General features: G+C 40.2%; 32 protein-coding genes and 1 pseudogene. 30 read left to right on the top strand and 3 right to left on the bottom strand.

Features of this window, described 5'->3' with window-relative positions; all coding sequences use genetic code 11:
* The first annotated feature begins 16 nt into the window (after positions 1 to 16).
* From ACGTNH_RS13190 to ACGTNH_RS13175, 4 genes are all read left to right on the top strand, one after another.
* Entirely contained in the window at positions 17 to 478 is a 462-nt protein-coding gene (locus ACGTNH_RS13190) for a flavin reductase family protein (protein ID WP_394587342.1), read from the top strand.
* A gap of 18 nt (positions 479 to 496) precedes the next feature.
* On the top strand, positions 497 to 1366 hold the full coding sequence (locus tag ACGTNH_RS13185) for an adenylyltransferase/cytidyltransferase family protein (protein ID WP_394587341.1): 870 nt from the start codon (positions 497 to 499) through the stop codon (positions 1364 to 1366).
* Between the two features lie 21 nt (positions 1367 to 1387).
* Positions 1388 to 2308, top strand: a complete 921-nt coding sequence (gene hpaI, locus ACGTNH_RS13180; RefSeq protein ID WP_394587339.1) for a 2,4-dihydroxyhept-2-ene-1,7-dioic acid aldolase — start codon at positions 1388 to 1390, stop codon at positions 2306 to 2308.
* A gap of 84 nt (positions 2309 to 2392) precedes the next feature.
* The gene (locus ACGTNH_RS13175; protein ID WP_394587337.1) at positions 2393 to 3184 is read left to right on the top strand and encodes an SDR family oxidoreductase; all 792 of its coding nucleotides are present in this window, start codon (positions 2393 to 2395) and stop codon (positions 3182 to 3184) included.
* A 270-nt stretch (positions 3185 to 3454) separates the two neighbouring features.
* Here the strand turns inward: ACGTNH_RS13175 and ACGTNH_RS13170 are convergent, their stop codons facing one another.
* Positions 3455 to 3649, bottom strand: a complete 195-nt coding sequence (locus ACGTNH_RS13170) for a hypothetical protein (protein WP_394587336.1) — start codon at positions 3647 to 3649, stop codon at positions 3455 to 3457.
* 283 nt (positions 3650 to 3932) lie between these two features.
* On the opposite strand from ACGTNH_RS13170, the gene ACGTNH_RS13165 reads away from it, so the two are divergent.
* The 7 genes from ACGTNH_RS13165 (at position 3933) to ACGTNH_RS13135 (ending at position 11126) form a co-directional block, all read left to right on the top strand.
* Positions 3933 to 5996 (top strand): cation:proton antiporter, encoded by a 2064-nt coding sequence (locus tag ACGTNH_RS13165; protein ID WP_394587335.1) that lies wholly within the window; start codon positions 3933 to 3935, stop codon positions 5994 to 5996.
* A 344-nt stretch (positions 5997 to 6340) separates the two neighbouring features.
* Positions 6341 to 7831, top strand: a complete 1491-nt coding sequence (locus ACGTNH_RS13160; RefSeq protein ID WP_394587334.1) for a potassium/proton antiporter — start codon at positions 6341 to 6343, stop codon at positions 7829 to 7831.
* Positions 7832 to 7894: 63 nt separating this feature from the next.
* Positions 7895 to 8044 (top strand): hypothetical protein, encoded by a 150-nt coding sequence (locus tag ACGTNH_RS13155; protein ID WP_394587333.1) that lies wholly within the window; start codon positions 7895 to 7897, stop codon positions 8042 to 8044.
* 682 nt (positions 8045 to 8726) lie between these two features.
* Complete coding sequence (locus ACGTNH_RS13150; RefSeq protein WP_394587332.1) at positions 8727 to 8924, top strand: hypothetical protein; 198 nt, start codon at positions 8727 to 8729, stop codon at positions 8922 to 8924.
* Between the two features lie 138 nt (positions 8925 to 9062).
* Entirely contained in the window at positions 9063 to 9251 is a 189-nt protein-coding gene (locus ACGTNH_RS13145; protein WP_394587331.1) for a hypothetical protein, read from the top strand.
* 280 nt (positions 9252 to 9531) lie between these two features.
* Positions 9532 to 9792, top strand: coding sequence for a hypothetical protein (locus tag ACGTNH_RS13140; RefSeq protein WP_394587330.1), 261 nt, complete (start codon positions 9532 to 9534; stop codon positions 9790 to 9792).
* Positions 9793 to 9926: 134 nt separating this feature from the next.
* Positions 9927 to 11126, top strand: coding sequence for a S8 family peptidase (locus ACGTNH_RS13135; RefSeq protein WP_394587329.1), 1200 nt, complete (start codon positions 9927 to 9929; stop codon positions 11124 to 11126).
* Between the two features lie 82 nt (positions 11127 to 11208).
* Here ACGTNH_RS13135 and ACGTNH_RS13130 read toward each other — a convergent pair whose 3' ends face one another.
* A complete protein-coding gene (locus ACGTNH_RS13130; RefSeq protein ID WP_394587328.1) occupies positions 11209 to 11379 on the bottom strand; it encodes a hypothetical protein in 171 nt (56 codons plus the stop codon).
* Positions 11380 to 11749: 370 nt separating this feature from the next.
* On the opposite strand from ACGTNH_RS13130, the gene thpD reads away from it, so the two are divergent.
* Both thpD and ACGTNH_RS13120 read left to right on the top strand, forming a co-directional pair.
* Positions 11750 to 12649: an ectoine hydroxylase gene (thpD, locus tag ACGTNH_RS13125; protein WP_394587327.1), complete on the top strand. Its 900-nt coding sequence runs from the start codon at positions 11750 to 11752 to the stop codon at positions 12647 to 12649.
* A gap of 132 nt (positions 12650 to 12781) precedes the next feature.
* Entirely contained in the window at positions 12782 to 13198 is a 417-nt protein-coding gene (locus ACGTNH_RS13120; RefSeq protein ID WP_394587326.1) for a DUF4181 domain-containing protein, read from the top strand.
* A 93-nt stretch (positions 13199 to 13291) separates the two neighbouring features.
* Here ACGTNH_RS13120 and ACGTNH_RS13115 read toward each other — a convergent pair whose 3' ends face one another.
* Positions 13292 to 14014 (bottom strand): 3-ketoacyl-ACP reductase, encoded by a 723-nt coding sequence (locus ACGTNH_RS13115; protein WP_394587325.1) that lies wholly within the window; start codon positions 14012 to 14014, stop codon positions 13292 to 13294.
* A 190-nt stretch (positions 14015 to 14204) separates the two neighbouring features.
* Here ACGTNH_RS13115 and ACGTNH_RS13110 point away from each other — a divergent pair, with 190 nt between their 5' ends.
* The 17 genes and pseudogenes from ACGTNH_RS13110 (at position 14205) to ACGTNH_RS13030 (ending at position 25046) form a co-directional block, all read left to right on the top strand.
* On the top strand, positions 14205 to 15638 hold the full coding sequence (locus tag ACGTNH_RS13110; protein WP_394587324.1) for an MDR family MFS transporter: 1434 nt from the start codon (positions 14205 to 14207) through the stop codon (positions 15636 to 15638).
* Between the two features lie 500 nt (positions 15639 to 16138).
* A complete protein-coding gene (locus ACGTNH_RS13105) occupies positions 16139 to 16780 on the top strand; it encodes a DUF3267 domain-containing protein (RefSeq protein ID WP_394587323.1) in 642 nt (213 codons plus the stop codon).
* Between the two features lie 28 nt (positions 16781 to 16808).
* Positions 16809 to 17186 carry a permease gene (locus ACGTNH_RS13100; RefSeq protein WP_394587322.1) on the top strand — a complete coding sequence of 126 codons (378 nt, stop codon included), beginning with the start codon at positions 16809 to 16811 and terminating at the stop codon, positions 17184 to 17186.
* A gap of 314 nt (positions 17187 to 17500) precedes the next feature.
* Positions 17501 to 17749 (top strand): hypothetical protein, encoded by a 249-nt coding sequence (locus tag ACGTNH_RS13095; RefSeq protein WP_394587321.1) that lies wholly within the window; start codon positions 17501 to 17503, stop codon positions 17747 to 17749.
* Positions 17750 to 17808: 59 nt separating this feature from the next.
* Positions 17809 to 18234 carry a hypothetical protein gene (locus tag ACGTNH_RS13090; protein ID WP_394587320.1) on the top strand — a complete coding sequence of 142 codons (426 nt, stop codon included), beginning with the start codon at positions 17809 to 17811 and terminating at the stop codon, positions 18232 to 18234.
* 494 nt (positions 18235 to 18728) lie between these two features.
* Positions 18729 to 19007, top strand: a complete 279-nt coding sequence (locus ACGTNH_RS13085) for a four-helix bundle copper-binding protein (protein ID WP_394587319.1) — start codon at positions 18729 to 18731, stop codon at positions 19005 to 19007.
* Positions 19008 to 19088: 81 nt separating this feature from the next.
* On the top strand, positions 19089 to 19787 hold the full coding sequence (locus ACGTNH_RS13080; protein WP_394587318.1) for a Na-translocating system protein MpsC family protein: 699 nt from the start codon (positions 19089 to 19091) through the stop codon (positions 19785 to 19787).
* A gap of 184 nt (positions 19788 to 19971) precedes the next feature.
* Positions 19972 to 20166: a hypothetical protein gene (locus ACGTNH_RS13075; protein WP_394587317.1), complete on the top strand. Its 195-nt coding sequence runs from the start codon at positions 19972 to 19974 to the stop codon at positions 20164 to 20166.
* A gap of 114 nt (positions 20167 to 20280) precedes the next feature.
* Positions 20281 to 20943: a toxoflavin lyase-like VOC family protein gene (locus ACGTNH_RS13070; RefSeq protein WP_394587316.1), complete on the top strand. Its 663-nt coding sequence runs from the start codon at positions 20281 to 20283 to the stop codon at positions 20941 to 20943.
* A gap of 14 nt (positions 20944 to 20957) precedes the next feature.
* Positions 20958 to 21775, top strand: a pseudogene (locus tag ACGTNH_RS13065) (alpha/beta fold hydrolase).
* Between the two features lie 2 nt (positions 21776 to 21777).
* Complete coding sequence (locus ACGTNH_RS13060; protein ID WP_394587315.1) at positions 21778 to 22170, top strand: VOC family protein; 393 nt, start codon at positions 21778 to 21780, stop codon at positions 22168 to 22170.
* 5 nt (positions 22171 to 22175) lie between these two features.
* A complete protein-coding gene (locus tag ACGTNH_RS13055; RefSeq protein WP_394587314.1) occupies positions 22176 to 22496 on the top strand; it encodes a hypothetical protein in 321 nt (106 codons plus the stop codon).
* Positions 22497 to 22619: 123 nt separating this feature from the next.
* Complete coding sequence (locus tag ACGTNH_RS13050; protein WP_394587313.1) at positions 22620 to 22976, top strand: GNAT family N-acetyltransferase; 357 nt, start codon at positions 22620 to 22622, stop codon at positions 22974 to 22976.
* The gene (locus tag ACGTNH_RS13045) at positions 22969 to 23442 is read left to right on the top strand and encodes a helix-hairpin-helix domain-containing protein (RefSeq protein ID WP_394587312.1); all 474 of its coding nucleotides are present in this window, start codon (positions 22969 to 22971) and stop codon (positions 23440 to 23442) included. Before ACGTNH_RS13050 ends, ACGTNH_RS13045 begins: the two co-directional genes overlap by 8 nt.
* Positions 23420 to 23956, top strand: coding sequence for a GNAT family N-acetyltransferase (locus tag ACGTNH_RS13040; protein ID WP_394587311.1), 537 nt, complete (start codon positions 23420 to 23422; stop codon positions 23954 to 23956). The genes ACGTNH_RS13045 and ACGTNH_RS13040 overlap by 23 nt, the downstream gene beginning before the upstream one ends.
* Positions 23957 to 24073: 117 nt before the next feature.
* Positions 24074 to 24232, top strand: a complete 159-nt coding sequence (locus tag ACGTNH_RS13035) for a hypothetical protein (protein ID WP_394587310.1) — start codon at positions 24074 to 24076, stop codon at positions 24230 to 24232.
* A gap of 31 nt (positions 24233 to 24263) precedes the next feature.
* Positions 24264 to 25046, top strand: a complete 783-nt coding sequence (locus ACGTNH_RS13030; protein WP_394587309.1) for a PAS domain S-box protein — start codon at positions 24264 to 24266, stop codon at positions 25044 to 25046.
* Positions 25047 to 25179 lie beyond the last annotated feature (133 nt).

Here is a 25179-nt window from a genome sequence, read left to right as displayed (position 1 = left end):
AATGAGGTGATCAATAATGGATGATCGTATGTTCCGGACAGCTATGGGGAAGTTTGCCACAGGGGTCACCGTCATTGCTTCCGAAGCTAATGGTGACGTGCACGGCATGACGGCTAACGCCTTTATGTCAGTTTCACTCGATCCTAAGCTTATCCTTATATCTGTCGGAAAAAACGCCAAGATGAATCAAACGATTCAAGAAGCCCGGAAGTTTACCGTTAATATTTTGTCTGATGCTCAGCAGGAAATGTCGATGATTTTTGCAGGCCAGCTAAAAGACCGTGATGTAGCTTTTGACACGTTCGAAGGAATGCCGGTTATTGAAAATTCGCTCGTAAGCCTGGCGTGCAACGTCTACGATTCTCATGAAGCAGGAGATCACATGTTATATATCGGGGAAGTCGTTAACTTAAGTGTACAGGATGGCGAACCGCTGACTTTCTTTGAAGGAAAATACAACAACCAAGTGACTTCTTAAACAGGGAGGAGTGGAAAAATGGAGCAGATTCACATCAATTTTCCCATTCAGTCGGAAATACAAGTAGCGAGTGATCCGTGTGTTATGGCTTTGGGCTTTTTTGATGGTGTCCATCTTGGGCATCAGGAAATCATTAAACGGGCAAAAGCCATCGCAGAGAGGAAAAAGCTGAAGCTGGCGGTGATGACCTTTTTTCCACACCCTTCGTCAGTGATTCCAAAAGGTCCTAAAGTCACGCATTATTTAACACCGTTACCTGTAAAAGCCGAGATCTTTGAACAGCTCGGTGTCGATCTTATGTATGTCGTAGAATTTAATCAACAAGTGGCAAAAATTCCGCACGAGCAGTTCGTGGATGACTATTTATGTGGGTTAAACGTGCAGCATGCTGTGGCTGGGTTCGACTATAAATATGGATTTAAAGGAAAAGGAACAATGGAGCAGCTCACTTTAGACAGCCGCAGCCGTTTTGCCGTAACGACGGTTTCTAAACTCGAGAAACATGAACAAAAAGTTGGGTCTACGCTGCTGCGTGAATTGATATCCACAGGCAGAGTAGAGAAGGTGAACGATTACTTAGGGAAAGATTATGAGATGTTGGGCCGGATGAACGGACACGGCAAATTGATTGAAGTAAAGATTGATCCGGCATATTTCCTGCCGTGTTCTGGATCATATGAGGTAACTGTTGCTTATCAAGGTTTTTACGCAAAAGGAATTTGCGAGATCAGTTCGCAAGCTGCAAATGATCAACTAACGATACGTCTATTTCATGAATCCTTACTCGGTTACGACGAACCTGTGGTTGTAACATGGAACAATTTCATTGCCGATTTCGAAATGCATGATTTTCATGCCCAGGGAGACATGCTGGACGTACGTTTATAAAAGTGAAGGAGGAAGGAAAGTATGGCAGTGGATTATAGTGAAATTAAATCAAGGTTAAGAGGATCGATTACCCCAGTCATTACACCTTTTAAAGAAGACGGAGCGATTGATTTTGAAAAGATGAGTGAACTCATTGAATTTCAATTAGCGAACGGCACACATGGAATCTCGGTAACAGGAACGTCTGGAGAGCCGAGCTCTTTAACATTAGAAGAACGTGAGCAAGTGATGGAGAATTCGTTGAAAACGATTAACGGCCGTGTTCCTTTTGTACCGGGCACTGGATCGACAAACCATGATGAAACGATGCACTTAACGAAAAAAGCTGAGAAGATCGGTGCTGATGCTGCAATGGTTATTGTTCCTTATTACAATAAACCCAATCAGCATGCGCTTTATAAACACTTCAAAACGGTTGCAGACTCTGTGGAAATTCCGATTATCATTTATAATATTCCTGGACGCACAGCTCAAAATCTACACGTTGATACGTTAGCTCAGCTGACAAAAGACTGCCCGAATATTATTGGAGTGAAAGAGTCGAACAAAGATTTTGAACATGTCAACCGCGTTCTTCAACGGTGTGGACGAGATTTTCTATTGTTCTCAGGGATTGAACTGTTATGCTATCCAATGCTTTCAATTGGCGGTGCAGGTTCAGTCAGCGCTACTGCAAATGTCTTGCCTGGTAAAGTGGCTGAAATGCACGACGCCTGGTTCGACGGTGACGTAGAACGGGCACAGAAACTACATTATGAATTGATGGAGTTAAATGATGTTCTTTTCAAGGATACGAATCCTGCCCCTGTAAAAGCTGCCCTTGGCATGATGGGTAAAATAGAACCTCACTTACGTCTGCCCATGGATGTACCATCTAACGAACTCCAAGAAGAGATTCGTGCGACATTGCATAAATACAATATTGCTTTACAGTACGTATAAGCAGAAGAAGTACAAAACGTCCAGCCGAGTTTTGTACTTCTTTTTTGATATACTGAGCTTATATAAAAAGAGAGGGTGGATCAGATGGATTTACATTTACAAGGGAAGTCGGTAGTCGTAACGGCAGCAAGTAAAGGACTGGGGAAGGCAACAGCTCTGGAATTTGCTAAGGAAGGGGCCAGCGTGCTCATTTCAAGTCGTAATGAAGAGGAGTTAAAACGTTCAAAAAACGATATTATCGAACGAACAGGGAACGAAAACGTCGCCTATGAAGTTTGTGATGTAACGAATCCTGAGCACATTAAGAAGCTGGTGCAAAGAGCGATTAGCTGGAATGGGAGTGTTGATGTTCTGATCAATAATGCTGGAGGGCCTCCAGCCGGGACGTTTGAGGATTTTTCTGATGGAGATTGGCAGCATGCTTTTGAACTTAACCTTCTAAGCTTTACAAGAACTATTCGTGAGGTGCTTCCATCTATGAAAAAGCAGCAGAGCGGCCATATTGTTAACATCGCTTCTTCTTCCATTAAGCAGTCACTCGATCATCTAATTCTTTCAAATACATTCCGAGCTGGAATTGTAGGACTATCTAAAAGCTTATCTCAAGAATTAGCAGCCGATAATATATTGATTAACACCGTAGGGCCGGGAAGAATTGCAACGGACCGTGTAGAAAGTCTTGATCAAAAGAAAGCAGAATCACTGGGCATCTCTGCAGAAGAAGTGAAAGAGCAGAGTGCTCAATCGATTCCAATGAAGCGTTACGGCGACCCAGAAGAATTTGCCAGAGCTGTCGTATTTTTAGCCTCTGGAGGCAATACATACGTAACGGGGCAGGCGCTAGTCGTTGATGGAGGGCTCGTAAAAGCTTTGTAATACAAACGGATTATAAGTAATGCAGGGAGGACCAAAACAATCTTGGTTAAGCGCAGACAAAATACGCAGACTCCTGGGGGAACAGCATGAGTTGAAGATCCCGCAGGAAAGCGGGCTTTGCTTTTCGAGGGAGCTGAGGTCGTGCCCACGTAAAACGGAATATTTTGACGGAGCGATGGTATGAGTTCTCTTTAAGATAAATAATCCGAACTGATTCAGTTGAATCGTTCGGATTATTTATGCTTTATTCTGTTTGGTCTCAGCCTGTCTTTAATGGTTCTTCTTTTGTTGAGCTATCATTCCGAATATTTTTCGCAAATAATGAAAACTAAGGTAACCAAAACCTATGATTAATAGTACACTTAACGCCATCCAGAAGTAGCTTAATAATTGCGGTAAGAAAAGAGTGATTAAAGTAAAAAGAACGATGCCAATCATGAAGAATGTGATTAAGCGTATCACCATTATGACCCCTCCTGATACCTCTAGTATAAGATAAGGAAGAATCCGTTTACAACCTTCCTCTGTATAAAATTCTTCACTCAAGGGAAAGATTAAATTTTTATGAATGTGTGTGTATGTATTGTCTTTTGTGAAAGATGTATAGTATATTATTGACTCATATAGTGACACTTTTGTGGAAAGAAGCATGAGGGTCACGAAAATATTATAGAAATCGACCCATATGTTGATATGTAGTTGACTCTTAGCGTCAGTGATGGTCTTTATAGATTGTGAGGGTTATACGATGAACATTCCATTACAGGAACCAGTCATTATTTTTGGTTTAGCTGTATTGATCTTTCTGTTTTTTCCTATCTTAATGGGAAAACTAAGAATTCCTGCTATCATCGGGCCGATTGTAGCCGGTATTATTATTGGTCCTAACGGATTAAACTGGTTGGCGAGAGATTCGACCATCGAGCTGCTGGGAACGGTGGGATTACTGTTTATTATTTTTATAGCTGGGCTTGAACTGGATATTGACGGGTTTAAAAAATACCGTAACCGAAGTATTGTCTTCGGATTATTATCCTTCTCAATCCCTTTAACACTTGGGACGCTCGTAGGCGTTTATCTAGGATTTAGTATTCCAGCTTCTATTTTACTTGGATCCATTGTCGGCTCCCATACGCTGCTGGGTTATCCTATTGTAAGTCGTCTTGGAGTGACGAAAAATAAAGCCGTGACTACAGCAATAGGTGGAACGCTGCTGACAGATACATTAGCGATGCTTGTTCTTGCGGTCATTACAGGAGCGGCTGAAGGGCAGCTTTCTGTTACGTTCTGGGCCCAGCTCATCATAGCAACGGCTCTTTTTACTGCTGGAATATTCATCGTCACCCCCTATGTGTCCCGGTGGTTTTTTAGAAACTCCAACAATGACGGCGCCACGGAATTTAATTTTGTAATGGCGATTTTATTTGTAGCGGGCAGTATTGCCCTATTTGCTGGTCTGCAGCCGATCATCGGTGCTTTCCTGGCTGGTTTAGCTTTAAACCGTTACATTTATGACCATGGTCCATTAATGAATCGCATTCGTTTTACAGCTAATGCTTTATTTATTCCTTTCTTCTTATTATCCGTTGGAATGTTAATGGACTTAAGTGTGTTAATTTCTAATCCAGAAGCCTGGCTGGTTACAGCGCTAATTGCTTTTGCTGTTGTGTTTGGTAAAGCAGCTGCCGGTTTTATTACGAGTAAGATATACGGTTATACAGTGCAGGAACGTAAAATCATATTTGGTTTGTCTATTTCTCAAGCAGCTGCCACTTTAGCATCAACGCTCGTAGGGTATGAAATTGGTTTACTCAATCAGCAGACGGTCAACGCAGTGATCGTCATGATATTAATGACCTGTATTTTAGGACCTTATTTTTCAGAAAAATATGCCCGTAAGCTATCTACCTCTCCCGAGCAGGCACCGCAGACGGAAAGTATGCCGGAACGTATTTTAATTCCGCTGGCTAATCCCGGAACCATGGAATCGCTTATGGACTTGGGGTTTGTCATTAAAAAAGCAAAAGGAACGGCAGAACCGCTTTACCCGCTCAGTGTGGTACAAAAAGACTTAAAGAAAGCAAGCACTGAGGTAGCACAGGCTGAAAGAATGCTCGGTCACTCGGTGATCTATGCATCGGGAGCAGATGTCCCTGTGAAACTTTTAACACGCGTCGATCGAAACATCGGACGCGGGATTGAACGTGCAGTCGCAGAAGAGAGGATCACAACCATCATTGCCGGTTGGAACGGTCAACGAGTAGGCAGCCAAAAAATATTTGGCGGGATTATCGATAATTTCTTAGAGCACACCTATCAGCGTTCATTGATTACGAGAATACGTCATCCGTTAAATACGACGGAACGCCTTATAGTAATCATCCCTAACAATGTTGCCTTTAAGCCCGGATTTGAAGACTCCATTTCGATTATTAAAGACATTGCCGCTCAGCTTAACGCTTCGCTGAAAAGCTATGTAGTCCGTGATAATTTAGACACATATGAGGCCGTCTCTAAACGCATACGCCCTAATGTACCGATTGATTTTTATTCTTCTGAGAGCTGGGAATCCTTATATGAAGAAGATTTAACAGGAATTAAATCTAATGATCTCGTTATTCTTATCAGTGCGCGTCAAGGGACAGTGGCCTGGCACCCTGAACTAGAAATACTTCCTAAAACACTTGCTGATATGAACAAAGGGAGTTTAATTGTCTTCTATCCAACGGAAATGAAGGAAACGGATTTACGCGGAACAAGAGGTACAGAAGTACCAAAAGAATTGTTGTTTAGAAGCGACTATCATGATTAATTACGGAAAGCGAACCTCAAAGAAGTATTCTATTTGCTTGTAGAGAAAGTATGTTTTTCTCTACAAGCATTTTTTTGACTTCATGAAGGTGGGGAAAATAAAAGATTCTTTCCCTGTGCAACTAAAATGTTTTTCCGAGTCCAGGTTTTATCTGTAGTCTGCGGTCAACTTTAGTAGGTGCTCTACTTAAAGGCGGGAACGTGAAGTCAGCGTGAAAAAAGCAAATGTGATAAAATTTAATTATTATCCCTCTACCCTTCACGTATTTTAAATCCCTCGTGATTGACTGTTTTTATCAATTTTATTTATCTGCTTAAATTCACCACAAGGAGACTCAAGCGTATATGCTATTTGAATCATTTGGAACAGACTCTTTTTTACTAATTACCGCTTTGCTCTTTTTCAGCGGCATATTAGTTGCCCGCTTTTCAAGCCGGTGGGGCATTCCGTCTCTTGTCTTGTTTATTTTAGTTGGAATGCTTGTAGGCAGTGATGGGCTCGGACTTATTTATTTTGATAATGCACGTACCGCTCAAATTATCGGTGTATTTGCTCTTGTCATTATTTTATTTGAGGGTGGTTTGCATACGAAATGGACAACTGTTCGGTCCGTAGCCGGAGCCTCCCTTTCGCTTGCTACCCTTGGTGTATTAATCACATCCACTGTCGTTGGTTTCTTAGCTTATATCATTTTAGATATTACACTGCTGGAAGGGCTGCTATTTGGAGCGATCGTAGGTTCTACTGATGCTGCCGCGGTTTTTGCCGCTTTAAAAGAACGAAATATTAAAGCCAAAATGGGAGCCACTTTAGAAGCTGAATCTGGAACGAACGACCCTATGGCTGTCTTTTTAACATTATCTTTAATTGAATTGATCATTATGGAAAACAGCAGTATATGGATGATGATTCCGAATTTCTTCCTTCAGATGGGTTTAGGGTTGGTGCTGGGCTTTGTTTTTGGAAAAATAGCTTCATTTTCCATCAATCACATCAAACTCGATTCGAGTGCTCTTTATCCGATTTTTTCCGTAGCCTTTGCTTTAATTACGTATAGCGCTACGGCTTTCATTGGAGGAAGTGGATTTCTGGCTGTATATATTGCCGCACTTGTCATCGGAAATTCTGAGTTGACGTACCGTTACTCCATTTTTCAATTCAATGAAGGATTTGCCTGGATGGCTCAAATTTTAATGTTTATTATATTAGGTCTGCTGGCATTCCCTGGGCAGTTATTTACAATGGATATTATGGTGAATGGACTATTATTATCGGCTATTTTAATTTTAGTGGCCAGACCGGTCGCCGTTTTTATATCAACGATTAAAATGAAGTATACAATTAAAGAGAAAACATTTATATCCTGGGCAGGACTGCGGGGAGCCGTTCCTATCGTATTGGCTACATTTCCAATTGTAGAAGGGCTGGAAAATAGTCAAACCCTTTTCAATATCGTGTTTTTCGTTGTTTTAACATCAACGCTTGTGCAAGGTTCGACCATCTCCTATGCAGCTAAGAAACTAAAGCTCGTAGGACCAAAGAAAGACATCCCACATCATTCGATTGAACTTATCTCCATGGGGAAAGCTTCGGCTGAGATGGTACAGTATCAAACGAATGCCGAGTCAGCAATTGTAGGGAAAAGGTTACATGAAGTATCTTTTCCGAATCGTGCTAACATCAGTGCGATTATAAGAAATAATCATGTAATTACGCCTTACGGGGAAACCGAAATAAAAGAAGGCGATTTCCTTTATATCTTAGTAGAATCGAAATATAAAGAAGAATTAAAAAAGGTGCTGGAGAAAAAAACAGTGAAAGAAAAGAGTTCTTAAAAGTATAAATCAGCTTCCCTTTCCAAATGCTATAATGACAAACTTACGAAAGGGAGGATGCAGATGGCGAAAAAAGATAAAAAAGTCGATAATCAATTTAAAGAGAATAAAAATCACGGGGAACATCGTAATGGCCGGTTAAGTCAGTTTAAGAATCATAATAGCCAGGGTAACGAAGAACCTGACGAATATGTCACGAAAAGAGAAGAATAAAGGCTTGTACAAAACGAAATAAAGCATAAAGTAATCCGAACGATTTTATTAAAATCAGTTCGGATTACTTATGTTTAAAAAGTGGATGCTTGCTGCTGAAACAGTTTTATTCTAAGGTAATGTCCGTCCATATCTGGACCACTATTTTTATCGATAATTTTTATGTCATCTGATCTAAACGTGAAGCAGACCAGCAGATCCGGACCAATATGCACTGCCGTAGGTGCTTGAGGCTGAACCGGATTTCCAATTAAAGGAATGGAGTTACTACAGGAGAGCCTTATTTGTCTTCAAGAAATATCAAACAGCTAAGTTCTCTCTACTATTGCGCAACAACGAGTAAGCCGAGATCACCGCGCCTTGTATGCTTCCGTTTACTGTTCGTCATTTCAATTTCATAACGTTCTATGCCACGATGAGCGTTCGGTGGCCGTGCCCGCGGCAAGCAACCACCGAAAAGCTCGTGAGGCTCATTAAAAATAGACAAGGCTTTTTTAGTGACCTTGAGGGCACCATAGCTTCTGGCAGAAGAAAACAGGAGTCTCTCCCCAAGCTGACGAGAATGCGGCCACTCTCATTTTCTATATATATTTACCCATTATCATATAAAAAAGAGGTATATTTTTACGACCTGCCGCTTATACTGACTAAATATAGATGATCGGTAAAGGAGAGATGATCGTTGGATCGAGCTTGGTTACATGAACAAGTATTAAGTGTAAAGGGACAAATTTGCTCTGGAGAATTACGGTTTAAGTCTCAGGATGATTACTTTCTGCAGCAGCTAGATAAAGTAAAAGAATGTGAAGATGGATTAGTGGATATGAATACGGTATCCCCAACATTAATGACTTTAATTCATGCTATTAATAAGTCTTAAGACTCCCTGATTAAAGGGAGTCTTTATTTTTTTGAGAAAAAGTTTCTTATAAAGGAAGGATTTTGTATAAATTTGTCGAATTAGTCCGATAGAATAGGTATAGGTTCGGGGTCTATTAGGTCATGAGGAGGGAGTCATATGGCTGAGTCTTTGCAACTTGATTTTCATTCGTACATTTTTTCCATAACGGATCGTTATGATTGCGAATACTGCAAAGGCCGTTCCATGGGACCGAGACATGTGTCATTTACAAATAAAAAGTTGGCAGATGTGTTGATCCAATGTAAAGAATGTGCGGCGACTGAATATATAAAAATAGTAAAGTAGGTCGCAGGCAATAAGACAGTAGAGATAAATGGAGGTGTCGGATTGTTTGGAGAGGTAGCTCATGGTTCTATAAATAACATGGTGTTCCACCTATTCTCTTTAGGCACCTGTATGATTGTGGCTGGTATGATAAGCGCCATGTTACTCAAGGAATTAAAACTTCCTTTAAGAGTGACAAGATCGATTGCTTCATTGTTGTCGATTAGTGTGGCTTATGTTTATTATCAAACCTTCTTTTAGCATCAAACCAGCTGAAGGAAATTGAGAATGAAAGGACAGATTGACCATCGAACCGATTAAAGAACTATACTTTGGTAAAAAGAAATTGAAAATCAGTGGAAAATTTAGTGTGAGAATTGATAATACAATCGTCATTGAGCCAAGCACGGCGCCAGAAGCGAAAATTAATCAGTACATAATAGAAAATAAAAAGGCTGATAAAATCGCTGTAAAATCCTACTATGGAGTACCGCCGCGTGAGTTAACAGGCCCATATGTTATGAAAAAGATGCACGGACTTCTCGTGCTCGGAAAAGAATAAATTGCCCAAGTGACAGGCTTGAAAGGGTCTTTAACAGGTTAAAATCAATGAACCTTTCCCAAGTCGAAATAGCAGGAATTCCTCCATATTTTGGTGAATCTGTATACAGAACCAAAATAAAGGAGGAATTTTTTATGAAGTGGAAAGGTTTAGCTACATTGTCACTGGCAGTTACTCTGTCATTGATGCCGAATGCAGGAGAAGTTTCAGCTGACAAAAAATCCGAACTGCCTAAAGTGGAAACGAAGTCTGAAGTGAGCAACGGGGATTATGTCAAAGGAGAAGTTGTAGTTAAGTTTAAAGAAGGAAAAGGGAAATCGGCAGAAAAATCTGCTATGCAGGGAGCAAGCGCTGCAGAAGTGGAAGATAAAGATGTGGTTGAATCTGATTTTAAAGTTTTAGAAGTTGGTAATGTAGAAAAAGCAGTAAAAGCTTTAAACAACAATCCAAATGTGGAATATGCTGAACCTAACTACGAATTTGATACTACATGGACACCTAATGATACTTATTACAGTAGTGTACAATACGGGCCGCAGAATACAAATACTGAAGCAGCCTGGGACATAACGAGAGGGAGCGGCAGTCAGCAAATTGCGATAGTAGATTCAGGAGTGGACTATAACCATCCCGACTTAGACGGAAAAACAATCCGCGGCTATGATTTTATAGATAATGATTATAATCCAATGGATGAAAATGGACACGGGACCCACGTAGCAGGTACGGCAGCTGCTGAAACGAATAATGCCCAGGGGGTCGCAGGCATGGCACCTAATACAGAAATTTTAGCGGTCCGTGCCCTTGATGCAAATGGGAGTGGTTCACTTGCCGCCATTGCTGATTCCATTCGCTACTCAGCCGATCAAGGTGCTGAAGTTATTAACCTCTCTCTCGGATGTGATTGTGATACACAAACGCTTGAAAACGCTGTAAATTATGCGTGGAATCAAGGCTCTGTGGTTATAGCAGCAGCAGGTAATGACGGGGTATCTACTACATTCGAACCTGCATCTTATGCGAATGCAATTGCTGTAGGCGCTGTGGACCGCTACGATAACAAAGCCTCGTTTTCTAATTACGGCACTTGGGTGGATGTTACTGCCCCAGGTGTAGATATTGCTTCAACTGTACCAAATGGCGGCTACGCCTATATGTCAGGAACATCAATGGCTTCACCACACGTTGCTGGCTTAGCGGGATTATTAGCTAGTCAAGGCCGCAGTAATTCTGACATTCGTGCTGCAATTGAAAACACAGCTGATTCAATTGCTGGAACAGGTTATTACTTTAATGACGGACGCATTAACTCTTACGCGGCTGTAAACTATTAATCTATTGAAAAATAATAAGCTGACTCGTTAAAGGTGGGGGCCTTTATTGAGTCAGCTTTTTTAATTGTGGTTTAAGACCCGTTTATTCTTTTTCTTTCAAAATTTCTTTCTCCAGGCGGAGCCTTTCCACTTCAAGCTTTTGATGTTCCAGTTCAATTTCCTTTGTTTGTACTTCACTGCTTTTCTTCTTAATATATCCGTTATAAGTAAGGGCAAGGGCAACAATAATCGTGATATAGAAAAATAAATCCATTATTTCTCCACCTCCTTATTTTACGGTTATACATATGCCTTATTTCAGACAGATAGAAGACTTGCACCAGGACAGAGAAGGATTGCTGGATAATTATTTTGATATAATTACGACTGCGAGTTGAATTGAGTTCGAATGACGGTAGATGAGTACGTATATAAGATTATATGTGGATATTATTATGAAATATCTCGCTCTATCTCTTTCTAGCTGGTTTATTTGGTTTTTATTTTAATTTTCCTAAAATAGTAGTTTAATCGATGACACAGTGGGAAGATATAGCGTACGTGGGGAAGTTTTTTGAAAGTTTACAACAATGAAAACGGCTTCGGCGAAGAAAATCTTTACTTTTAATAAGGAGTGTTTGATTGTGAAAGATCTTTATCCATCCAGACAAAATAACCGACCGGAAATAATGGAAAGAAAGGATCCTGTGATTCACACGGATCGCTCTAAAGATAGTGAAGCACCTGTTTCAAGTGAACAACTCGACTTTTATGAAAAGAATGGCTTCCTGCAAATTGAAAACTTTTTTTCTGACGAAGAAGTTTCGCAAATGCAAAAAGGCATCTTTGAGCTGCAAGACGACAGTAGAGATACTTTTTCTGACAAAGTGATCCGCGAACCGGAAAGTGATGAAATTCGCTCCATTTTCCATGTGCACGAGGATGACAATTATTTTAAAGACGTAGCGAATGATCAGCGTATTTTAGATATTATGAATCACCTGCTAGGCAGCGATGTTTACATCCACCAATCCCGCATAAACTACAAGCCAGGCTTTACAGGCAAAGAGTTCGACTGGCATTCAGATTTTGAAACATGGCATGTTGAAGACGGGATGCCCCGCATGAGGGCTGTGAGCTTATCCATCGCCCTTTCTGATAACTATACATTTAACGGGCCTTTGATGCTTATACCAGGGTCCCAAAACTATTATGTCAGTTGCATAGGTGAAACGCCAGACGACAACTATAAAGAATCTTTACAAAAACAAAAGCTCGGAGTTCCCGATCACGATAGTCTACGCTGGCTCGCTGAAAAAGGCGGAGGGATCTCTGTTCCAACTGGAAAAGCCGGATCCATTACACTTTTTGAAAGCAATACCATGCACGGTTCCAATGGGAATATCACCCCATACAGCCGAAATAACTTGTTCATGGTTTACAATAGTGTTGAAAATCAGCTCGTCAAACCGTATTCTGGCGGGAAAGAACGTCCTGAATTCATTGCTGTACGCGAAGGAGCTCGAACTTATAGTCATAACTAAGAAGTATAACTTCCCCACATTTAAGATTGCGCGAGAATCGGATCGATGATTCTCGTGCTTTTTATATTTTCTGAAACTGTAATTAGATGTCAATCGTATAAGAGACAGGAGCCTATATAGCAGGAGTTGATAATGATTGAACAACATGGAGTGGAACCAGCATTCTGGCTTGAGTTTTTAGTAATGATGGGGACAGCTGTCTTTCTTATTGAAGGTATTCCAAACATTCTGAGACGGAGAACGGGTGCAGATCAAAAAAAGCTTATCTTTCCTAAACATGTTAATGATTTTCATGAACGAGGAGACTGGGTTTTAGGCATTTCTTTCGTTGTTATTCTATTAGGCAGTATGGCTTTCATCCAGCCGAATTCTTTGTTCTTTCTGTTAGCCTCGTTGTTATTCCCTACGTTCCAACTTATTTTTCAGTTGTATGTAGAATGGAGATTTTCAGAGAATAGGACAAACTATAAAATAACGATTGTGCAAATTGGATTGGTTTTTGTTAGTGCCATTGGGATCTTACTGTGGCTGGAACCATACATAAGATAAGTAAATTAATTAGTGGTGAACCTTTCATTGTATTGCTAACATTTAAAAAAGCGCTGAGAGAGTTACTTCTCAGCGCTTTTTTAACAAGTGTTATTAAAATGGATTTGTTGCCCATTGGAGAGAGGTTTTAATAAAGATACGCTGGTGAAGCTTTAACTGGGCCACCATGTATTCAGCTAAATCTTCAGGCTGCATGAATTTTTCTTTATCTTGTTCGTCCAGCTTATCTCCGAAGGCTAATTCCGTCGCAACTAAACTAGGGTTCATCGTAAATACTCGAATGTTATTGCGGCGGACTTCCTGCATGAGTGCTTCGGTCATACCCTGGATGGCAAATTTAGAACCACTGTAAGCTGTAGATCCAGCTGTTCCTTTTAGTCCATTACTGGAGGAGATGTTAATAATGTCTCCTTTGTCCTTTTCAATTAAATCCGGCAGGACCGCGCGGGTAACATGGTACGTGCCGAATACGTTAACTTCAAAGGTTTTTTTCCAATCTTCAGGTTCTATTTCAAGAAAAGAACCTTTAGAACTAATAGCAGCATTATTTATTAAAACGTCAGCAGCCCCCAGTTCATTTCTTATATGAGAGACAGCTTCATCTACTTCTTTCATTTCTGCAATATCAGCTGTGGCATAGCTTGCTTTCACTCCGAGTGCTTCAGCCTCTGCTGCTACTTCTTTCAACCGGCTCTCCGTTCGAGCGATAAGCCCGACGTTTACCCCCTCACGTGCAAGCTCAAGGGCTGCAGCACGGCCGATCCCGCGTCCAGCGCCAGTAATATAGGCGTTTTTACCTTGAATGTCTTGTGACATGATATTCATCCTTTCTCTTATTTTACCTACTATTAGTGTACCTCTTTTCTTTTCATAGAATCAAAGCATTGGTTTTGTTACGAGAAATTAATTAGGAACCTAAACAAATTCCTTTCGATTAACGAAATAATATGTTACTATTTTCTATTGTATAAAGAGTTTAGAACATATCTAGAAAGAAGGAAAAGAGATGGAGGAACGACTGAATACTGAAGAAAAAATTAACCGTGGACCATTAATGCTCGTTCTCATTTCTGGTGCTTTTGCTGCTATTTTAAATCAAACATTATTGGCTACAGCTTTACCACATATTATGAGGGACCTAAGTTTAGATGCGAGTACAGCCCAGTGGCTGACATCCATTTTCATGCTCGTAAACGGGATAATGATTCCAATTACGGCTTTCTTAATTGAAAGGTTTACGACACGAGCCTTATTCTTAACGGCAATGGGGTTATTTGCAGTGGGCACAGCTATTTGTGCGATTGCTCCCAACTTTTCGATTTTAATGGTGGGAAGAATTACCCAGGCCTCAGGGGCCGGCATTATTATGCCGCTGATGCAGACGATTCTTATGATGGTTTATCCGATTGAGAAACGCGGTTCAGCGATGGGGATGTTTGGCCTTGTCATTTCTTTCGCCCCAGCGATTGGGCCGACTTTATCCGGGTGGCTAGTTGAACAATTCCCTTGGCGAAGCTTGTTTTACGTCATATTACCTGTTGTTATTATTGATTTTATCGTCGCTTATTTTATTCTTAAAAATGTAACTAAACAAACCTTCCCTAAAGTGGATGTATTATCTATTATTTTATCATCGCTGGGTTTCGGCGGCTTGCTGTATGGGTTCAGTACGGCGGGAAATGCAGGCTGGGGAGCACAGCAAGTTGTAGTGGCGATGGTGGTTGGAGCTATTGCTTTGACATGGTTTATCTTAAGACAATTTCAACTCCAACAGCCGATCCTGGAATTTAGAGTGTTTAAAATTAAAGTGTTTACATTAACGACAGCGTTGGGAATGGTGATGTTTATTGCCTTAATCGGCGGTGCCACCATCTTACCGCTGCTCATGCAAAATATGCTGGGTTTCACTGCGTTTGAGTCAGGATTAATGCTGTTGCCGGGAGCACTCGTTATGGGCTTTATGAACCCGATTACCGGCCGGCTTTTTGATAAATTTGGTGCAAGATGGCTGGCGATCATCGGACTTGTGATCGTAACGATTACCACGTTTATGTTTACAAATCTGGATGCTGAAACGACCTTTACGTATTTAGCTGTCGTGAATGCGGCGAGGATGTTTGGCGTGGCGATGGTAATGATGCCGGTGACAACTGCTGGACTGAACCAGCTGCCGACTCACTTGATCCCGCACGGCACAGCGATGAACAATACGATGCGTCAAGTTTCCGGAGCTGTCGGTACAGCGCTTCTAGTTACAGTGATGGCAAATGGAGCAATACCTTCTGAAGGTGTAGAAGGCATGATTCATGGGGTGAACGTTTCCTTCATTGTTGCAGGTATTTCAGCATTGGCCGGGCTCATTTTATCCTTTTTTATAAAAAGAAAACCTCGTGAACAAGAGGGGATACACGTTAGCCGTACGGTTACAGATGCCAAATAGAAAGGAAGGAAGCTGTCTTCGATGAAGGCAGCTTTTTTGTTAAAAAAGTAATTCGCGGCTAAATAAAGAAATTCGCTGCCAAAATGCAAGAAACGCGGCTAAGTTTAGAAAACCGCGGCGAAAAATCCAAAACCGCGGCTAAATAAAAATTTTCGCTGCTAAAATTTTCACGATATGAAGGATGATGCTTTGCTAAACTGAAAGTACCAAAGGATGCAGAAGTGAAATATTACAGAATATTGAAACTAAATATGCAGTTAAATCGTTAAGAAAGAAGGAACTGATTGTATAAAATCAGAGCTGAAGCAAGAGACGATTACTTACCTATAAAAAAACGAAGAATCCTATATGGTTAAGGAATTGTAAAGCAGTGACTTAAATGACGTGAATGGAATTGTTCGTTATCCTGCTCCGTTTTCAGCTTAGGATATTAATGCTTCACTCAGCAGGCATCAAACGATAATGAAGAAAAGCGAATTAAAGAGAGATAGGGGGAAAATATGAAACTAACAACTAAAATACCGGAGTTTAATGACCAATATCACCAACATCTTATGGAAAAAGGGTGGACCCCTTTAAAGGAACCTAAAAAGTTAATCACCTCGATCTTGCTTTCCATTCCATTTATGATCATAAACGTAATCATAGCGATCGGCATCATACATTTCTCAACCGGTATCTACTTCCGGGATTTTGGGTTTGATTCAAACTCCTTCACAATAACGATAAATTTATTGAGTCTCGTCTTGTTCTTCGTTCTGCTTATTATTCATGAAAGCATTCATCTCGTCTTCGTTCCGAATTTCATAAAGTCTGATCGAACATTTGTAGGAGTAAACTGGCTCGTGGGTTTTGTTTATACAGAACAAAGTATTACAAAAAGTCGTTTTCTGCTCATTGCACTGGCTCCATTTCTCATTTTATCTATAGTGCTGCCGCTTATTTTAGGAACCTTTGGTCTGTTGACCAGCACGTTCAAACTTTTAATTATTATTAACGCTGCTGCCTCTTCCGTTGATTTGTTCAGTTCTACAATTGCAGCAATTCAAGTTCCCAACCAGGCAAGGATAATAAACAATGGGGTGAGGTCGTATTGGAAGAAAGGTGAGGAAGCCGGTTCTCATACTGAATCGACTGGGTAAAGTTCTTAATAAGAGGAGGGGGCGCATAGTGAAGTCTTATTTTAAGCTTTTTTTAATATTAGGGTCACTAGCAGCGATGATGACTATATTTATAGCAGTGATCGGTTTTATAGCGGAAACATCACCGCCAATTATGGCCTACAACATGGCAGCTATTGCAGTTATCAGTTTTTGTCTTAGTTACTTGTATCCCATTTTTAACGAAAAAAACGAACGCAGGCAGTGGATTCAACAAAAAGGAATGACCTGCACAAGTGTGGCCGTTCTTTTGTATGTAAGTTTTTTTATGTTAGGTGTTCAGTTTGAATGGATTCGTTTATCTATTGTTGAAGTGCTGGCACTCGTAACGTCTTTAGGCATCTCAACCTTATACATATCGTTCGTTGTACTGGCTAAAGTATATTGAGGAAGTGGCGATATCTGTATTGGATCCATAACAGCAGTAATCGCACTTGGTCTTAAGGATGGGGATTGCAATAACAGTCTTACATAAAAATAAACCTGCCGGCTACTTGTTGTCCTTCTTTCTGCCGTTTTAATTCGGTATTATATTTCAAGTTTCCCTGCTGATTTACTTAGCACCAATTCCCACAATTAGTTTGGCGATATCCCACATTAACAATCAGCATTAAATAAATAACGAAAAATTGCATTGAAAAATGTACCAGGTACAGCAAATTGAATCATGTGTACCAGGTACAAAAGAGAGGGAGAAAGAAATTGTACGCTGATAAACCGTTTAATCTTTCATTAGGACTATTTATTATAGGCATCGCTTTATCTATCATCATTCATCCGTTCTTCGGTTTGGTCACGATCTACGGAGGAGTATTATTTGGATATTCACTTTTCTCTAAGCAGCGAATGAAGAAAAAAGGCGGCAAACTTCTTTATTATGGAGGATTTACTTACTTATTTCTTATCATGTCCGCAGGTTATATCTTCGCAGTTCTTTATTTAGAACTTTAGGTACCAGGTACACGAAAGTCAGTTTTCTGTACCTGGTACACAAAAGGAGGGTGTGCAGGGTGAGGTTTTTAGTTTCTGTTGGGTTTTTGTTATTGGCGGCTTGTTCTTCAAATCAAATGGATGAGCCTCCAACGGGGACGGTGCAGGTGAATGATCAGGAGATCGACCTTAAGAGTGGAGCTTATCAGTGGGACCAAGGCACGCTTTTCTTTAAAGAAACAGAGTCGACAGATTCAGAATCTCCTACCGAAATGGCTGAATCGATGGATAAGAAGAAAGTGCAGGCCGAGGCAGAGGCGGAGATTTCGTTTAGTGAGCAGGCAGAAGATATTCAGGTATATCTATGGAAAAACGAAAAGGAAATGGAGCACATTTCGGAAGAGGGAAGATGGATCCTGCCTTCAGAATCTGGTGAATATGTATATGAGATGTTAGGTCAATGGCCGCAGGGAGAAGTATCGTACACCCTGGTTGTTGTAGTGTAGTTCTTTTCTACAGCAAATGTTTTGCACGGCAGGACCGGAAGCGGTTATACTGACATTATTCTAATAAAAGGTATGATCATATTACTAACATTTTAAAAAAGGTGTTTAAGCAGGAAAGGTGCTGTATCTGTCGTAGGAAAGCGAACAAACCCAGTTATTATTTAGATGATCAGGGGGAGAAAGTAGCGGTTTGTATTCAATGTACCCCCTACGCAGAACGACGGGCTTTAAGAAAAGATTAGCTCCCCCTTTAAAAACCATTACATTCGCGTTAGAATAGACAATAGGAAAAAGGCAGAACACTTTTTCCCTAATCCGTACGAAGGTCAAATAAATGAAAGACTAAATTTGAATAACCATTGGTGGAAATGAACTAGACAATAGAGCTGGACATAAGCCAAAAAAGATACGAGTCCCGTACCTTTTTTGGCTTTTTTTAATGGAAAAATTTTATAATATACCAGATGTACTTGGTATCCTTTGGAGGCATTCTTATGAAACAAATTGATAAATCAACGTTTGACAAGTCGTTACTCGGGTTGACGGGTATCCATTTTGCAAAAAGGAGTATGGAAGCATATCATCATGCGAAAGATATGGTAGAAAAGGACTCGCCTATTGCAAAAGAAATTTGTGAAGCGTGTGCTCAAATTTGTCATGATTGTGTTCATGATCTTAAGGAAATAGGAAATAATGAACTGGAAGAAGTTATTGAGATTTGTTTGGCAAACGCACTGCTGTGTGAGCAGCTGTTAAAGAGTATTAAGAATTAAAGTTTACGATCTCTAGATTAGTGGTAAAAAAAATCATGACCCAAAAGACAGTTCTTTAGCTGTTAAAAAGGAATGAGATCTATGGAGAAAAACTCAATTCAAGCAGAAATTGCAAGCTACACAGGCAAGTTATTTCGTGATAATTTCGGAAAAGGGCCTTCCTCTGTGTACGTGTCCATTGAGCATCCATTTATTACGATTTATTTAAGTGATTTTCTTGCACCAATGGAACGGGTATTAGTTGGTCAAAAGAATTTTATGAAAGTTGAAGAAACACGTGACTATCTTATGCAGGAACTGATTCCAGAAATAAAAGCTACGCTGCGTGTGACCGCAGACATTCACGTGGAAAATATTTATTATGATTGGTCGTTAAAAAATCGCTCGGGTATCATAGTTGGAGTGGTTAAGGAAGAGAGTGATGAGGAAGAGCTTCTTTCTCTCAAGGACTATCCCAATAAAGATAAAATTCATGATGAAATTATTAAGGTGAGCGAACAAGCTGAGAAGGCTCCCGAACAAGTGGATTCCCTTTTTCTAAACCCGAGAACCCTGGTTATTGATCGGAAAGGTATTCTTGTTCGTATTGAGAAGGAGCTTATTCAGTCAGGCTTCAGTGAGCAGTTGCGCTTAAGTAAAAGGCAGCTGGAAAAACGGTTATTAGATCCAACCGTTTTTGAGTCGATTTTAGATACTCAAGTCATGGATATTTTTGTAGACTGGGATTTTACTCTAGATAAAAGTTATATTATTTTAATTTTAAAACCAAAAAAATCATAATTGGTGGAAATGAGCTGGACAATTAGAGCCAGACATAAGCCGAGAAGGGCCGAGGGTCCTTTTCGGTTTTTTTATTGGTAAAAATTTCATTTATTTGTTCACGGTACTCTTTAACGATTTACACGATCAGTTAACAAACTTTCAACAACATGCTCCGTTGAGTGAAAAGTGGATGTAGAAGCTTATGAATAGAAAGGAAGATAACATGACCTTTAAAATTATTGCACATGACTCCAATGAGACAATGGTTGAGTTTGCGAAAAATAATGTAGAACTAGTATTTGCCAGTTATAATGAAGCAGAAAAATTTGCGAATAAAATTAAAGATGAAAATAGGTGGGCGGCTGGCTATGAGTTTTCAATTATTGAAAGTAAATAACCCTTAATGAAACTGGTCTAAAGAGTTGCTTAGACCAGTTTTTTTTTTCGAGCATTTTTTACAAAAAAAGTATATAAGCTGTGGTACGATACATATACGGAAGGGAGAGTTTTTATGGAATTTAAAGAAGTAAAATTACATACGAACAAGTTTGACGAATTACATACATTCTACTCAGCCGTGTTAGGGTTTCCGATAGAGGAAAAAAGCAAAACCCATATTACGCTTAAAGCAGGGAAAAGTCGTTTAACATTTGTAAGAAGCGATCAATCAAGCTTCTATCATTTTGCTTTTAATTTGGCTGTCGATCATTTTGATGAAGCAAAAAAGATGATCAAGCAGCTCGTAAAGCTCAATGAGGAAGATGGTAACGATGAGATTTATTTTAGCTATTCTAACGCACGTGCATTTTATTTTCTGGATCCTGCAGGCAATGTCGTCGAATTTATTGAGAGACGTAACTACAGTGAAAAAATTAAAGGGGGTTTTTCTGTGCAAAAAATACTTGATATAGGAGAGGTAAGTTTTACTTCAAAATGCGTCAACGAACACGCTTCCCAATTAATAAAAGCGGGGATATCGGTTAGAGATGGCGACCACCTGGAGGAAGATCAGCTGAACTTCATGGGAGAGCAGGGCCGCTATTTGTTAGTGGGTCCGCCGGGGAGAAAGTGGCTGTTTTCTCATCAAAACGCTGAGTCTCATCCCTTACACATTCATTGTGCCAGCGGTCTTGTACTTGAATTGACGCCAAATGGGGAGTTGGAAATCCGATGACTTAGTTACGAGAAATGATTGAAACGTCCCGCGGTAGTTTTGAGATTTTCACAAAAGGTTACGGAAAACCACGGGTCGTTACTCACTGCTATTCAGAGTTTAATGCTGCATGAGATTATTCTGCTGATTGTTTCACCCCCTTACATAAAGTATATTTGGTGAATTTAAGAGAAGCAGGTCACTCTGCAAAAGCTGAGGAGGCCCACCAATTAACACTTGTTGAATCGATTCTCGATTTGGAAGCCATCCGCGAGTCTTTGGCTTTGAAGCATTGGACCTTTGCACGTCATTCAACGGGCGGCATGCTAGGAATTCTATATTCTGTTTTATTTCCCAGCCGCATTGAACTACAAATTATTGTAGGCGCGGCAGCAAGGGATTACACTTATTCATCACCTTCGTGTCTATCACCACGGCCACCCACACTATAAAAAGATGCAGCACATATTAGACTAGTTAAGGAGCCTGGATCTAACAGCTGAAGAACGTAAATCCCAAACAATAGAACGGACGAAGCTCTCACTTTACCATCCTGAAAAATCTTATTCAATCGATCTATAAGAAAATCTCTCCGATTCGTTTACTTGTCTTTAGTCGAGAACTCCTAGTCTTTGATATCACGAAAAAGTTATCTTCTTGTTCGGTGAAAAGTTTAATTGTTTGTGGTGCACATGATGTTCAATGTCCCCTTCAATTTTCTATAGAGATGGGTGGACAGCTTCCTCATTCCACGTTATTCACTTTTGAACACAGCAATCATTATCCCTTTCTAGAGGAGAAGGAAAGGTTTATGGATGTAGTAACCCATTATTTATCAACGAAAGGAGTGTAAATATGAAGGTGCAAGAAACCGGTCTTATTCTTTTTGTAGAAAACTATAACGCATGCGTTGATTATTACGAGAATAAATTGAAAATCAACAAGCGCAGTGAAAAAAAGGATCTTACGACATTTGATATTTCCACGGGTTATTTAATGATAGAAAGAGGAGGCGTGAGTTCTAATAAAGAGAAATCCCGCGGCCAAAACCCAACGGTCCTTCGATTCGATGTTTTTTCGCTCGAGAGTGCAGTCCTTGAATTAAAAAGCAGAGGGGTTGAATTTATCGAAAATCGTTTAGACTTCGATTGGGGGAAAATCGCGGTGTGTAACGATCCTGACGGCAATCGAATCGAAATTGGTGAGATCAATCAAGCGAGCGCTTCTTACATAAAAGTGAAGGAGTGAACAAAGTGAATATAGAAAAAGTTCTGAAGTTATTTCATAATCAGCTGCGGATTGAATCGACACCTCCTGGCTTTATAAAGGAAGAAACGGACCATGTAGTCCGGCATGTTTCGAAGTTTAATGAAGATGGATTTATTTCTGCATCAAACGTCAATAACCAAAATGCCGGGCAGGTTATTCAGGAAGAGTTGAATTACTTCTCAAGCTTAGGGCAGCGTTTTGAATGGAAAGTGTTCAGCTATGATCAGCCTCCTCATTTACTCGATCTTTTAAAGAAGCGAGGGTTTCAGATCGAAGAAAGAGAAGCTTTAATGGTTATGGAATAGATGGGTCCCACTCTTTTTTAAAGAAACTCACCCCTTTCTATCTTAAAGAGATTACCGATGAATCTGGAATTAAAGAAATGATTTCATTAATCGAACAAATTTGGAAAGATTCCTTTTCGATGCTTGGACCGTTTGTGGCGAGACAAACAGGATGATCCTGATTCTTTGTTTTTATATGGAGTGTATGAAGAGGGGAGACTTGTTAGCGGAGCGTGGATGTATGTTGAAAAAGGAACCTCTTTTGCTAGTTTCTGGGGAGGCGCAACACTGCCGGAATATCGTGGGAAAGGATTTTATTCTTCTTTACTTGCCGTTCGTGCTGGAAAAGCCTATGAAAAAGGCTGTCGTTATATGACAGTCGATGCGAGTCCCATGAGCCAGCCGATTTTAGAGAAACACGGATTTACTTGTTTAGCGTACTCTTATGGCTGTCAGTCCCCTCAACCTGCTGATCGGAAAGGGAGCAAAGAGAATGACTGATGTGAAGTTGACCTTAACGGGAGAGGAAAAGCTAGCTCTTCAGCACAGCAAGATCAAATTAAAAGAAGTCCATATGTGTAAAGCCGTAGATCTAGCGGAGAAGCTTGATATCTCAATAGACAGAGCGGAGCGGTTGATTTCATCTGCTTATTTTCAACAAATCCCTGGCGTTGGACCGAGTTTTGCGAGAAACATTACCGATCTTGGTTTTACTAAATTAGAACAATTAGAACCATACAAGGGACCTGAACTGCTCAATCGGTTAGAAAAATTGTATGAGTGCCAAATCGATCCCTGTGTAGAGGATATGCTTTGGCAGATTACTTACTACGCCCGGACACGAGATTTAAAAAAGCAGTGGTATGATTTTACGAGTAAAAGGAAAACGTACCGTAACGAAAATGGTTATCCAAAAGACCGGCCAAAGCGGAAAGGGTGTAAACATGTTCAAAGGAGAGCGGATTAAACTGCGGAAGCTGGCAGATACGGATATTGACACCTGCCATAGTTGGCGTAATAACGAAGAAGTGATGAGGTATACGAATCCTTCATTAGATAAGTACACATATAGTGAAACCCGGGAATTTGTAGAAAAGATTACTCAATCTCCGACTTCAAAAAGTTACATGATCGAATTAATTCAGTCTAGAAAGCCACTGGGCATCACCTCTTTAATTAACATTGACTATAAAAATAGAAATGCTGAATGCATTATTGATATCGGCGAGCATGAGTACTGGGGAAATGGCTATGGAACAGAAGCTTTGCAATTACTCATTCAATATAGCTTTGTAGAGCTCAATCTTCATAAGGTTTATCTGAGAGTATTCTCTTTCAATGAAAGAGCCATTTCTTTGTATGAAAAGATGGGTTTTCGGATTGAAGGGGAACAGATTGACCAACTGTTTAGAGATGGTGAGTGGCACAACGTCGTCCTGATGGCAATCTTCCAAAAAGAGTTTTTCGCCGCGAAGAGCTGATGCTGTTCTTGCTGTTGGTTGAGACCCGGGCGGAAGTATTGAATCTAGAAGATCCCACAGGAAAGCGTACTTTATTCATTAAGTCTGATTCAAGTGATCAAAAAAATAGGAGGCTCATTGATTTACGTGGCAATCTTTTTTGTCGAAGCAGCAGAAGTGAAATCGAACGATGGCGGGAATTGGAAACCACCTGAAAGAAGGGTGAAGAAATTCATCTATTTTTATAAAAAAGCAGCTAATAAAGAAGGGTTCTCTTCTATTATAGCGAAATATTAATAGAAGAGAATTGCAGTTGAGGAGAGATGAAATGACTCAAACAAACACCGTTGTTTCAATCCAGGAGAAAGAGGAACTATTTAGGCAGATTACGGAATATTCTTTTGCCCCGACTGTGGTTCATGCGGATCATAAGGTGCTATATGTAAATCAAGCAGCAGCAGAATTTTTAAAAACCAGCAGGGAGGATTTAATCGGGATATCTGCATTACGAATTTTTAAAGAAGAGAACAAACCTGCCATCTTGAATCGAATGAATGAAGTGAAAGAAAAACGTGAACCTGCGGATTTGATTGAAATCACGTTAGTTAAAGGAGACGGCAGCTTTGTTGATGTTGAATTAACATGTGCACCTGTAACATTTGGTGATAAGCCTGCCATTCAATCAGTGGTCCGTGATATTACATACCAGAAGATTACAGCCAGTGAACTCGACGAAATGCGTCATGAAATTTATGAGATTGCCACAGCTATAGTACCCGTTTCGGATGGAGTTTTTATTCTTCCCCTTGCTGGTCGAGTGGATGAAACGAGAGCGGACCAAATGTTAACGACCATTCCTCTAAAATTAAAGGACTTTGAGGTTGACCATCTTATTATTGATTTTTCAGGTATCTATCGCTTAGATGAGATTGTCGTCAGCTTCCTCTTTCAAATCTATGATATTATTCGTCTGCTTGGCATTCACCCCATATTTACAGGGATACGGCCTGAGCTTGCGAGGAAAGCCGTACAGATCGGACGCGATTTATCCCATATGGATACGATGGGGACAGTCAAACAGGCTATTCGAAAAATTAATAGCGCCCAATGAAAAACTGCTGCTCCAGCAGTTTTTTTATGTCTTACAGGCGTGCTGAGATGTACAGTTTTTTGCTGATGGGTGAACAAGTAGATTTATTACTATACTTCATAAATGATATAGTAATAGATAGTTGTAAAATAAT

The sequence above is a fragment of the Halobacillus sp. B23F22_1 genome (genome assembly GCF_043497005.1).
GTDB lineage: Bacteria > Bacillota > Bacilli > Bacillales > Halobacillaceae > Halobacillus_A.
The sequence above is the reverse complement of the archived record's forward strand: the minus strand, read 5'-3'. Positions and strand labels throughout refer to the sequence as shown.

Excerpts from the sequence above, each read along its gene's own strand:
- ACGTNH_RS13190 (WP_394587342.1), top strand. The coding sequence starts at position 17 with ATGGATGATCGTATGTTCCGGACAGCTATGGGGAAGTTTGCCACAGGG.
- ACGTNH_RS13185 (WP_394587341.1), top strand. The coding sequence starts at position 497 with ATGGAGCAGATTCACATCAATTTTCCCATTCAGTCGGAAATACAAGTA.
- hpaI (WP_394587339.1), top strand. The coding sequence starts at position 1,388 with ATGGCAGTGGATTATAGTGAAATTAAATCAAGGTTAAGAGGATCGATT.
- ACGTNH_RS13175 (WP_394587337.1), top strand. The coding sequence starts at position 2,393 with ATGGATTTACATTTACAAGGGAAGTCGGTAGTCGTAACGGCAGCAAGT.
- ACGTNH_RS13170 (WP_394587336.1), bottom strand. The coding sequence starts at position 3,649 with ATGGTGATACGCTTAATCACATTCTTCATGATTGGCATCGTTCTTTTT.
- ACGTNH_RS13165 (WP_394587335.1), top strand. The coding sequence starts at position 3,933 with ATGAACATTCCATTACAGGAACCAGTCATTATTTTTGGTTTAGCTGTA.
- ACGTNH_RS13160 (WP_394587334.1), top strand. The coding sequence starts at position 6,341 with ATGCTATTTGAATCATTTGGAACAGACTCTTTTTTACTAATTACCGCT.
- ACGTNH_RS13155 (WP_394587333.1), top strand. The coding sequence starts at position 7,895 with ATGGCGAAAAAAGATAAAAAAGTCGATAATCAATTTAAAGAGAATAAA.
- ACGTNH_RS13145 (WP_394587331.1), top strand. The coding sequence starts at position 9,063 with ATGGCTGAGTCTTTGCAACTTGATTTTCATTCGTACATTTTTTCCATA.
- ACGTNH_RS13135 (WP_394587329.1), top strand. The coding sequence starts at position 9,927 with ATGAAGTGGAAAGGTTTAGCTACATTGTCACTGGCAGTTACTCTGTCA.
- ACGTNH_RS13130 (WP_394587328.1), bottom strand. The coding sequence starts at position 11,379 with ATGGATTTATTTTTCTATATCACGATTATTGTTGCCCTTGCCCTTACT.
- ACGTNH_RS13120 (WP_394587326.1), top strand. The coding sequence starts at position 12,782 with ATGATTGAACAACATGGAGTGGAACCAGCATTCTGGCTTGAGTTTTTA.
- ACGTNH_RS13115 (WP_394587325.1), bottom strand. The coding sequence starts at position 14,014 with ATGTCACAAGACATTCAAGGTAAAAACGCCTATATTACTGGCGCTGGA.
- ACGTNH_RS13110 (WP_394587324.1), top strand. The coding sequence starts at position 14,205 with ATGGAGGAACGACTGAATACTGAAGAAAAAATTAACCGTGGACCATTA.
- ACGTNH_RS13105 (WP_394587323.1), top strand. The coding sequence starts at position 16,139 with ATGAAACTAACAACTAAAATACCGGAGTTTAATGACCAATATCACCAA.
- ACGTNH_RS13085 (WP_394587319.1), top strand. The coding sequence starts at position 18,729 with ATGAAACAAATTGATAAATCAACGTTTGACAAGTCGTTACTCGGGTTG.
- ACGTNH_RS13080 (WP_394587318.1), top strand. The coding sequence starts at position 19,089 with ATGGAGAAAAACTCAATTCAAGCAGAAATTGCAAGCTACACAGGCAAG.
- ACGTNH_RS13075 (WP_394587317.1), top strand. The coding sequence starts at position 19,972 with ATGAATAGAAAGGAAGATAACATGACCTTTAAAATTATTGCACATGAC.
- ACGTNH_RS13070 (WP_394587316.1), top strand. The coding sequence starts at position 20,281 with ATGGAATTTAAAGAAGTAAAATTACATACGAACAAGTTTGACGAATTA.
- ACGTNH_RS13060 (WP_394587315.1), top strand. The coding sequence starts at position 21,778 with ATGAAGGTGCAAGAAACCGGTCTTATTCTTTTTGTAGAAAACTATAAC.
- ACGTNH_RS13045 (WP_394587312.1), top strand. The coding sequence starts at position 22,969 with ATGACTGATGTGAAGTTGACCTTAACGGGAGAGGAAAAGCTAGCTCTT.
- ACGTNH_RS13040 (WP_394587311.1), top strand. The coding sequence starts at position 23,420 with ATGTTCAAAGGAGAGCGGATTAAACTGCGGAAGCTGGCAGATACGGAT.
- ACGTNH_RS13030 (WP_394587309.1), top strand. The coding sequence starts at position 24,264 with ATGACTCAAACAAACACCGTTGTTTCAATCCAGGAGAAAGAGGAACTA.